We start from the raw sequence: 10,486 nt of genomic DNA, 5'->3' as shown, positions 1-10,486 counted from the left end.
AGATGATCTGCAGCGGCAGAAACGTCCTCAATTTGGGCAAGCATATGCTGAGATGCCCCACGTATGGATTCAAACGCCTGTCTCGTTGCGATAGCAGCATGTTCCTGTTCTACAGTCACAGCAAGAGCCTTCTTCATTTCCTCTGCGCTTTGTACTCCCGCAATTTTAATTTCTTCCAGCTTACTCATGATATTGTCACTGGAATTGCCCGCTTGTTCGGCTAGCTTTCTCACTTCTCCCGCGACGACGGCAAAACCTCGTCCGTGTTCCCCGGCCCGTGCCGCTTCGATGGATGCATTGAGGGCCAGCAGATTTGTTTGGGCAGCGATATCGTGGATGGCTCCGGCCAGCCGCTCAATATCCTGAGTTTTCAGCGTGAGTGAATCTACCGCTTCTCCTGCCGCAGTGGTGGTTTGTCTGGACTCGGCTGCCAATTTCGCTTGACGCTCTGCCGTTTCATATCCGGCCAGCACAGCAGAATCTGTTTCGAATACAGCAGTTTGGGTTCGTTTGACACTTTCGCCAATCTGGTTGATGGAGCCTGTCATGTGTGTCAGCTTTTCAGAACCGGAATATACGGCCTCAGCTTGGTCGCTTGCTCCTTGAGCCAACTCCTGAACTGCACTGGAAATTTGTGAGGCAATGGTTCCCGTATCTTTGGCGTGTTGATGCATATCATGGGAAGCGGAACTGACATCGCTAGCTGTATCTGATACCTTACGCAACAGGTGAGTGAGATTGTCTGACATGAGGTTAAAATCTGTCCCCAGGCTGGCAATTTCATCTTTACCCTTAATATCCACACGAGCGGTCATATCGCCTTCAGCTATCCGTTTGACATTGGCTTGGAGTCTGCGAATCGGCTTGATAAAGTTGTTGGCCGCCCAGGTCGCCAGCAGCATAGCAACGACTAAAATGATAGCAACCGTAATAATCAACTGATTACGAGTGGAGTAATACTCCTGAAAAGCAATATCTTTAGAAATAGACAGGCCTACAATCCAGCCTGTGCTAGGCATTTTTTTAAAATAAAGCTGACGGTCACTGCCGTTGTAGCTATAGTCTGTTTTTCCCGAGGCTGTGCTAAGCAGGGTCGCGGTGGATGATCCTAACTCCGGGGTCTCCTTGAGGTTTTGGCCAGCCAGCTTGCTGTCTGGATGCGCGATTACGACTCCCTTTTGGTCAATCAGAAATGCGTAGCCCAATCCGTTCAGGTCTATGCCTTTGATCATTTTGGTCATGTCGTTGAGCATAATATCCTCGCTGACTACGCCGGTGATTGAGCCGTTGGAATCTTTAAGGGGTTTGGCAATGGAAATGGTGAAGTCGTTGCTGCCTGCATCAGCGTAGGGTGAGGAATAATACATTTCTCCCTTAGTTTTGGCGTCCTTGTACCACGGACGAGTGCGAGGATCATAACCTTTTTCGAACCAGCCAGATCCATCCCAGTAAGCACCATCTTCAAAGCCTGCATAAACGTTGGAAATATTTTGATCCTTATAGTTGCGGAAAGCTGCTTTCAGAGATGCTGATTTGGCATCTGATGAAATATCGCTGGATTGCAGACTCGCAGCTAATGTTTCAATAATTGCGGCTTTGCCACCTGTCCATCCATCAAGCTGATTGACAGTTTCGGAAGCCTTGCTGCTCATAAGTTCTTGGATATCATGGTTGGCCTGATTTTTAACACTTGTCATGCTAATGACGGATAATGGTCCTGCTGAAACGATTACAATGCAAGTGAAAAGAAGAATAAGCTTCATTTTTAAGTTCATGTAACGACCCCCCGATGTTTCAGAAATGTGAAAGCTTAGGATAGTGCTTTGTACTTATATCGTCAGATCGTAGGACTTTGTTTATTGTTTTCATCCATTTTCATCAATTTTTCACAATGGTTATTTATGGGACATCTCGGACTGGCGGGAAGGATTAAAGTGGAGGTACAGGCATATACTTAAAGGAGGCTAGTCCGGTAAGGGGGCACAAAATGGACCAATTAACGAAAAGTAGACTGTTCCGGTACGGCATATGGACGCTGCTGGGACTTGTCATTCTATATTTTATCTGGCTGCTGAGACCTTTGTTTTTGCATTTGTATGAATTTTTGAAAACAATCATTGCTCCATTTGCAGTAGCGATGATCATCTCCTATGTACTTAATCCTGTAGTCAGTATGCTGGGCGGGCGAAAGGTGCCTCGTAGTGTAGCTGTCCTGCTCATTTACGCTGTGTTTTTGACCAGTCTTATTGTAATCTTGATGAATCTGATTCCAATGTTCATTGAACAACTGGATGAGCTGAATGAGCATCTGCCTGAATTGACTATGCATGCACAGGGACTGATGACCAATATGGACAACGGTATTTTACCTCAAGGAGTACGGACCGGGATGAACCAATGGTTTTTTCAACTGGAGAACCGGATGGCTACTGGGATTTCTACTTTTATGGACAACATCGGTGGGATGATCAATATACTGTTCAATGTGTTCATTGTTCCTTTTCTTATTTTTTATATTTTAAAGGATTTTGACGTATTTGAACGGACGATTGTATCTTATCTCCCGCGGTCTCGTCGTAAGGCGATTGTATCGGTGCTTAAAGAAATTGATCAGGCCCTTGGCAACTATGTGAGGGGCCAATTGCTGGTATGTGTCATTATTGGCGTGATGGCTTATATCGGATATATGCTAATTGGCATGCCTTATGCATTGCTGCTGGCCGGAGTGGTGGCTCTTTTTAATATTGTCCCCTATTTGGGCCCCTTTTTGGGCGCTGCGCCGGCAGTCATTATGGCTTCTACGGTTTCCTTAAAAATGGTGTTATTAGTCGTAGTCGTTAATGCCTGTATTCAAGTGTTAGAAAGTAATGTGATATCTCCTCAAGTGGTGGGACGCACGCTGCATCTGCATCCGTTATCTATTATTTTCGCACTGCTGGTGGGTGGGGAAATTGCAGGAGTCACTGGCTTGATCTTGGCAGTTCCTGTGATGGCGGTTTTGAAGGTAGGGCTGCAGCATTTTTTTGCCTATTATGTGAAGCGAAAAACGATCTAGTTTCGTATATAGCCTGTATGCATGCTGTCTGAAATCGCGTTGACACGGCTAAATGACACGGATATACTGAATTGAGTATGTTTAAATGTGTTTATCCAGTAGGGAAAGCTCATTTCGGAGTGCGGGCTGAACCCGCCGGGATGCTCCCGTTACCAGTGAAAACAAGGCGATCGATCGTCCGTTAAGCAGATGTTGGTGTGCGCTTGCACATGTGGCATTTCGTACAGAAGGGACGGCGATAACCAGGGTGGTACCGCGATACAATCGTCCCTGATCCGTTCAGGGGCGTTTTTCTATTTTTTATGGCCTGTGCCAGAAACCAGTGACACCATAATTAGGAGGCTACTTATATGAAAGCTAGTGAAATCCGCTCCAAATGGCTGGAGTTTTTTGAAAGCAAAGGGCATGTGATTGAACCAAGCGCACCGCTTGTTCCACATAAAGATCCTTCCCTGCTGTGGATTAATGCGGGTATGGCGCCGCTTAAGCCTTATTTTGATGGACGTGTAAAACCAGAAAATCCACGTATCGCCAATTCGCAAAAATGTATTCGGACGAACGACATCGAAAATGTTGGTAAAACGCGCCGTCACCATACGTTTTTCGAAATGCTCGGTAACTTTTCCATTGGCGACTATTTTAAGGAAGAAGTCATCACATGGGCATGGGAGTTTCTTACAGACCCGAAATGGATCGGCTTTGATCCGGAACGTCTGGCTGTAACGGTATATCCTGAGGATGAAGAAGCGTACAAGCTGTGGAACGAAAAAGTTGGACTTCCGGCTGAACGTATCGTCAAGTTGGAGGATAACTTCTGGGATATCGGGGAAGGCCCTTGCGGACCTTGTACGGAAATTTTTTATGATCGTGGCGAAGCCTATGGCAGCGACATGACAGACCCTGAAATGTATCCAGGGGGAGAAAATGAGCGTTATCTGGAAGTGTGGAACCTTGTATTCTCACAATTCAACCATAACAAAGATGGCAGCTACACGCCGCTTCCCAATAAAAATATAGATACAGGGGCTGGTTTGGAACGGTTTGCATCCATTTTGCAAAATGTCGATTCCAACTTTGATACGGATATCTTCCAGCCACTAATCCAGAAAACGGCTGCGATGGCAGGCGTTAAATATAACGACAATGTGGACAGTGATGTGGCTCTCAAGGTCATTGCCGATCATGTTCGTACCGTTACTTTTGCGATTGGTGACGGTGTTCTTCCTTCCAATGAAGGACGGGGTTACGTCATTCGCCGCTTGCTGCGCCGGGCTGTTCGTTATGGAAAAATGTTGGGCATGAACCGTCCATTTATGTTTGAACTGGTGGAAACTGTGGGGGATATCATGGGCGTATACTACCCTGAGGTCGTGGACAAGCGTGATTTCATCATCAAAGTGATTAAAACAGAAGAAGAGCGTTTCCATGAAACACTGACAGACGGATTAGCTATTTTGGCCGATATCAGTGCTCAGGCAAAGGCCGAAGGCCGTAATGTTATTAGCGGAGCCGATGCTTTCAAACTGTATGATACGTATGGGTTCCCATTTGACCTCACAGAGGATTATGCGGACGAGCAGGGCTTGAAAGTAGATCGTGAAGGCTTTGATGAAGCGATGCAGGAACAGCGTCAACGTGCGCGTGATGCTCACCAAGACAATGCCAGCATGAAGATTCAGGGCGGAGCTTTGGCGGATCTGGCGGTTAAAAGTGATTTTGTTGGATATAATGACCTCGTAACTGAGTCAAAAATTGTGGCGATTGTATATGATGATATGCTGGTGAACAGTGTTAGTGAAGGGAAGTCCTGTCAGGTCGTGCTGGATGTGACTCCTTTCTATGCCGAAAGCGGCGGGCAAGTGAGTGACCATGGCTTACTGCGTGGCGGAACGGTAACCGCGAAGGTTGAAGGATTGTTCAAGGCGCCGCAAGGTCAGCATGTGCATCAGGTTGTCGTAGAAGCCGGTGAGCTGAACGTAGGTGATACGGTAAAAGCTGAAGTGGATCAGGCTTCACGCGGAGAAATTGAGAAAAACCATACGGCTACGCATCTGCTTCACAAAGCGCTTAAAGAAGTGCTGGGTGACCATGTCAATCAGGCGGGTTCCTTGGTAGAACCTGGGCGTCTGCGTTTTGACTTCTCTCATTTTGGAAGCATTACTCCAGAAGAGCTAACGGATATTGAACTGCGGGTTAACCGTGCCATCTGGAACCAGCTGGATGTGACGATTGAACTGAAGCCAATTGATGAAGCCAAAGCTCTTGGAGCGATGGCGCTGTTTGGTGAAAAATATGGTGATATCGTACGTGTCGTTAAAGTTGGTGATTACAGCATCGAACTGTGCGGAGGATGTCATGTTAGCAATACTTCGCAAATTGGCTTGTTCAAGCTTGTCAGCGAGAGCGGCATCGGATCAGGTGTGCGTCGTATTGAAGCAGTGACCGGCCGTTTTGGATTTGAGTATATGGAAGGTCAATTGGAGCTGTTGAAAGTGTCGGCTGGGCTTGTTAAATCCAAGCTGTCCGAGGTGCCAAAACGCATCGAATCTTTGCAGCAACAAATTAAAGACCTCAGTCGTGAAAATGAATCACTGCAAAGCAAGCTGAGTGCTATTGAGGCGGGTCAGCTTACCGATCAAGTTGTGCAGGCTGGTGGAGTACAGTTGTTGGCTGCACGCGTGCAGGCTTCGAGCATGGATGCGCTACGTGCTATTGCTGATGAGCTGAAAAGTAAGCTTCCTACAGCTGTGCTGGTGTTAGGCGCTGCAATGGACGACAAAGTTAATTTTGTCGTTGCTGTCCCGGCTGAGCTTACCAAGGCAGGGCTTCATGCAGGCAAACTCGTTAAAGAAATTGCGGCTGTATGCGGCGGCGGTGGCGGCGGACGGCCTGACATGGCGCAAGCCGGAGGCAAGGATGGAAGCAAGCTGGACCAAGCACTTCAACGTGCACATGAACTAGTGTCAGCGGCCTCACAAGGATAAAGTTCGATAAATTTTGCGGGTTTTTGGAAAAAAACGGACTTAGACATTTCCTTGAAGGGCTTTGCTTATGGTATGATATAAAAGAATAAGCTGGCATAAACATGTACACATGTTTTGTAAAAGCGAGGTGTCAACAATGGATTCCATGGACAAAACGGTCAAATTTAATGTCAAAGCGGATGAGAAGGAAGCTTCTGCTCAGGAGATTTTGTTGACCGTATATGATGCGCTGGTAGAAAAAGAATACAATCCAATCAATCAAATCGTCGGGTATTTGCTATCCGGTGATCCGGCTTATGTGCCAAGGCATAATAATGCCAGAAGCCTGGTGCGTAAAAAAGAACGCGATGAATTGATTGAAGAGCTGGTTCGTTTCTATCTCGCTAAGCACCGTTAGGAGACAGGCATGAAAGTAATGGGATTGGATTACGGGGATCGCCGAATTGGGATCGCCGTAAGTGATGCCTTCGGCTGGACCGCCCAAGGATTGGAAGTCATAGAACGACGTGGTGACGACAGCGAGTTCGGTAAAATTGCAAATTTGGTTCGTGAACATGAAATTGGCGAGGTAGTTGTAGGCTTGCCGAAAAATATGAACGGAACCGTGGGTCCACGCGGTGAGATTTGCATTGAGTTTGCGAACCGGCTCAAGGAGTTACTGGGTTTACCCGTTCACCTTTGGGATGAACGGCTGACGACGCGTTCGGCAGAGCGTGCGCTTCTGGAGGCCGACGTCAGCCGCAAAAAACGCAAGCAGGTGGTAGATAAGCTGGCCGCAAGCCTGATCTTGCAAAATTATTTGGACGCACACAGTACAAGGTGAGGGGGATTTCGTAATGGCTGAAAATCAAGTGGGTATGGAAGAAGAGCCGGAAATTATTTATATTGCCGATGACGAGGGCAACGAGGAAGAGTTCGAGGTCATTATGAAGTTTGAGGTAGATGGTTCCGAAGCAAAGTACATGATGGTTGCGCCAGTGGACCCTGAAGCTGATGAGTCCGATGTGTACGCCTTCCGCTACGAAGAAGAAGGCGATGATATTAAATTGTTTGTGATCCAAGACGATGCCGAATGGGAAATCGTCGAAGAGACCTTTAATACATTTGTAGAGGAAGAAGAAGAGGAAGACGGGAAATGACGAGTTATTCACGTGAAGACCTGAGTTGGACCTCTGATTTGAAGGAAGCGTTTGACGGCGATGTAGAGTTGCAGGATGAACAGGGGCATGCGATACGCATGGAGTTGGAAGCAGAGTTCAAGGTAGGCGAGCAACGGTACGCCGTTTTGCGTAGACCTGGTGCTGCTGCTGGCGAACATGAATTATATCATGTAAGCTCATCCACAGGCGGCGAAATCTCCATCACCACCATTGAAGATGACGATGAATGGGAAGATATTTCCGAGCTGTACGACGAATGTACGTTGCCGGAAGAGCTGTAAGTCTGGATAACGAGGAGATCAAACCTGAAAGGGCGGAGACGAGTCCGCCCTTTTTGGCTGTGAAGGAGTTGGGTGGATGTGAAGCGAAGGACAAGGATGCTTACGTTGCTTCTACTGCTTGTTTGTATAGCAGGAGGTGCAACCCTCTATATATGGAATGCCATGCAGCCTGTTCAGCCGAAAACACAACCCGTTGCTTTTACGGTGGTAAGGGGTACGGGAACATCGGCTATTGCAGATACGCTGGAGCAAAAAGGACTTATACGTAACGCGCTTGTGTTTAAGGCTTATGTAAAATTCAAACAGCAAGGCAAAGCATTTCAGGCTGGAAAATATGAGGCGAAGCCTGGCTTAACCTTTGATCAGCTGATTGCCAAGCTATCGGACGGGGACGTAGTCAAAGAGGAAATGATTCGTTTTACAATTCCGGAGGGTTTTACGATTAGACAGATGGCTGATAAGCTGCAAAAGGAAGGACTGGCAGACCGGCAGCAATTTTTGCAGCTAGCCAACGATCCGTCCGCTTTTGACGTCGCGCTAGTGCGGGACATACCCAAGCAGGCGGGGCTTCGCTATGCGCTGGAAGGCTATCTTTTCCCAGAAACCTATGAACTGAAAAAAGGAAGCACGACCAAGGATATTATTCAGACGATGCTAGAGCAGACGCAAAAACGTCTGAATACTATTTCTGACTTGGATGCTCACCTGCAGCAACGAGGTGAAACACTGCATCAGTTGCTGACGGTTGCTTCTCTGGTAGAGCGCGAGGTGGTTGTAGATGATGAGCGGCCTATCGTAGCTGGAGTTATTTATAACCGTCTACAACAGGATAAAAAGCTGGAAATTGATGCTACAGTTCAATATATGCTGGACAAGCAAAAGGAACGACTGTATTACAAGGATTTGGCTGTAGAAAGTCCGTATAATACGTATATGCATCAGGGACTTCCACCAGGACCGATTGCAAGTCCCAGTCTGAAATCAGTAGTGGCAGCTCTAGAGCCGAAAGCTACAGATTATTTATTTTATGTGACTAAAAAAGATGGAACACATAAACATTTGTTTGCCAAAACGTATAAAGAACATTTGCATAACATTCAGGTAAGTAACCGTAAGACAAATTAGGAGGTGAGCCTATGGCTTACAAACCCGAACTGCTGGCAACTGCCAGCTCTCCGGAGGATGCCCGCCATATGCTGGAGGCTGGAGCTAATGCATTGCTGATTGGAGATGACCGCTTTGGAATGCGGTTGCCAGGAAATTTTACACCGGACCAAATCCGTGAGGTTGTGGAAGAAGCACGGAAGCATGCTGCACAGGTATATGTATCTATGACGAATTTGATGACGAACGAGCTGTTGCCACTTCTTCCGAAGTATGTGCAGACCATAGCTGAATGCGGCATAGACGCCATTGAGTTTAACGATCCAGCAGTGCTCATGGCGGTGAAGGAATATGCTCCTCATCTGAAACTTTTCTGGAACGGAGAGATGATTTCTACCAACTTCGCAACCGCCAACTATTGGGGCGAAAAAGGGGCATCACGTGTCATCTTGGCTCGTGAGCTCAGTATGGATGAGATTACGGAAATGATTCCAAAGTTGAATATAGAAGCACAGGTTCAGGTACATGGAATGACTAATATTTATCACTCCAAGCGTAAGCTTGTTCAAAGCTATATGCTGCACCAGGGTCGCACGGTAGAAGGTGATCTCGGCAGAGGACGTGGTTTGTTTCTGATTGAAGCGGAGCGGCAGGAAGAGAAGTTCCCGATTTATGAAGATATCAACGGTACACATATTATGAGTTCGGATGATTTTTGTATTATGGAGGACCTGCATATTTTGATGGAGGCGGGCGTGCATAGCTTTAAAATCGAGGGCTTGTTGAAACCTACCGCTTACAATGAGGCAGTTGTCCGTGCTTATCGTAAAGCAATAGATAGTTATACAGCCGACCCAGATGCTTATGTTTATGATGAAAGCTGGCTGGATGAAGTGCGCCGTCTGCAAGACCCTGAACGGGAACTTTCCTTCGGATTTTTCTACAAAGAGCAGGTTTATTAATTACAAAAATGATTTTACAGAGGGGGGAACGTCATGGGAACGATCACCAAAACGAGAAAATATACAGGTAAACGAAATCGTTTGGATAAGCCGGAGCTGTTGGCTCCTGCCGGAAATCTAGAAAAGCTGAAGTTTGCCGTTCACTATGGCGCGGATGCTGTATATATTGGTGGGCAAAAATACGGTCTGCGTTCTAACGCCGATAATTTCAGCTTTGAAGAAATGCGTGAAGGTGTAGAATTCGCCAACAAGTACGGTGCGAAGGTGCTTGTGGCGACTAATATCTATGCTCACAATGAAGATATTGCCGGAATCGAGGAATACCTGCGTAATCTGTACGAAGTGGGAATTCATGCGGTTATCGTTGCTGATCCGGCCATCGTATCTGTGGCATTGCGGGCAGTTCCCGGATTAGAAGTACATTTGAGCACACAGCAGTCCACGCTGAATTGGCAAGCGGTAAAGTTCTGGAAAGACGAGGGACTGCCGCGTGTGGTACTAGGACGTGAAACCAGCTTGGAGGAAATCGAAGAAATTAAAAAGCATGTGGATATCGAAATCGAAGCTTTTGTCCATGGTGCGATGTGCTCTTCATTCTCCGGTCGCTGCGTGTTGTCCAATCACTTTACAGACCGGGATTCTAATCGTGGTGGTTGTTGTCAGTCTTGCCGTTGGAAATATGATTTGTTTGAAGATGCCCGCCCAGGTGAGGTTTGGATATCTGAGGAAGAGGCACAGGATAACAATGTACTAAAACAGTTCCAGCTCGGCGTTAACCAGCTTCCATTGTTTGAAGAGAGTGATAATGCTTTTTCTATGGGGTCTAAGGATCTGTGTATGATTGAGAATATCCCTGATCTGATTGATGTGGGTGTAGACAGCTTTAAAGTAGAGGGACGTATGAAGTCCATCCACTATGTGGCTACGGTCGTGAATGTCT

General features: G+C 46.8%; 10 protein-coding genes. 9 read left to right on the top strand and 1 reads right to left on the bottom strand.

Annotated features, from left to right (window positions below; all coding sequences use genetic code 11):
• The coding region (locus tag AC5V8P_RS18830) for a methyl-accepting chemotaxis protein (RefSeq protein WP_495473774.1) at positions 1–1,775 on the bottom strand (1,775 nt) is incomplete at its 3' end.
• Positions 1,776–1,987: 212 nt separating this feature from the next.
• Here AC5V8P_RS18830 and AC5V8P_RS18825 point away from each other — a divergent pair.
• The 9 genes from AC5V8P_RS18825 to AC5V8P_RS18785 all read left to right on the top strand — a co-directional run.
• The gene (locus AC5V8P_RS18825; protein WP_063212032.1) at positions 1,988–3,055 is read left to right on the top strand and encodes an AI-2E family transporter; all 1,068 of its coding nucleotides are present in this window, start codon (positions 1,988–1,990) and stop codon (positions 3,053–3,055) included.
• Positions 3,056–3,405: 350 nt separating this feature from the next.
• A complete protein-coding gene (gene alaS, locus AC5V8P_RS18820; RefSeq protein ID WP_064796850.1) occupies positions 3,406–6,039 on the top strand; it encodes an alanine--tRNA ligase in 2,634 nt (877 codons plus the stop codon).
• A 136-nt stretch (positions 6,040–6,175) separates the two neighbouring features.
• A complete protein-coding gene (locus AC5V8P_RS18815) occupies positions 6,176–6,436 on the top strand; it encodes an IreB family regulatory phosphoprotein (protein ID WP_007431624.1) in 261 nt (86 codons plus the stop codon).
• 9 nt (positions 6,437–6,445) lie between these two features.
• The gene (gene ruvX / locus AC5V8P_RS18810; protein ID WP_063212034.1) at positions 6,446–6,862 is read left to right on the top strand and encodes a Holliday junction resolvase RuvX; all 417 of its coding nucleotides are present in this window, start codon (positions 6,446–6,448) and stop codon (positions 6,860–6,862) included.
• Between the two features lie 13 nt (positions 6,863–6,875).
• The gene (locus AC5V8P_RS18805; RefSeq protein ID WP_013311523.1) at positions 6,876–7,178 is read left to right on the top strand and encodes a DUF1292 domain-containing protein; all 303 of its coding nucleotides are present in this window, start codon (positions 6,876–6,878) and stop codon (positions 7,176–7,178) included.
• Entirely contained in the window at positions 7,175–7,480 is a 306-nt protein-coding gene (locus tag AC5V8P_RS18800; RefSeq protein WP_063212035.1) for a DUF1292 domain-containing protein, read from the top strand. Before AC5V8P_RS18805 ends, AC5V8P_RS18800 begins: the two co-directional genes overlap by 4 nt.
• 96 nt (positions 7,481–7,576) lie before the next feature.
• Positions 7,577–8,605 carry an endolytic transglycosylase MltG gene (gene mltG, locus AC5V8P_RS18795; RefSeq protein ID WP_064796849.1) on the top strand — a complete coding sequence of 343 codons (1,029 nt, stop codon included), beginning with the start codon at positions 7,577–7,579 and terminating at the stop codon, positions 8,603–8,605.
• Between the two features lie 11 nt (positions 8,606–8,616).
• On the top strand, positions 8,617–9,546 hold the full coding sequence (locus AC5V8P_RS18790) for a peptidase U32 family protein (RefSeq protein WP_064796848.1): 930 nt from the start codon (positions 8,617–8,619) through the stop codon (positions 9,544–9,546).
• Between the two features lie 33 nt (positions 9,547–9,579).
• On the top strand, positions 9,580–10,486 hold a 907-nt coding region (locus AC5V8P_RS18785; protein ID WP_495473773.1), incomplete at its 3' end, for a peptidase U32 family protein.

It is taken from the genome of Paenibacillus sp. N119s (assembly GCF_059447605.1).
The sequence above is the reverse complement of the archived record's forward strand: the minus strand, read 5'-3'. Positions and strand labels throughout refer to the sequence as shown.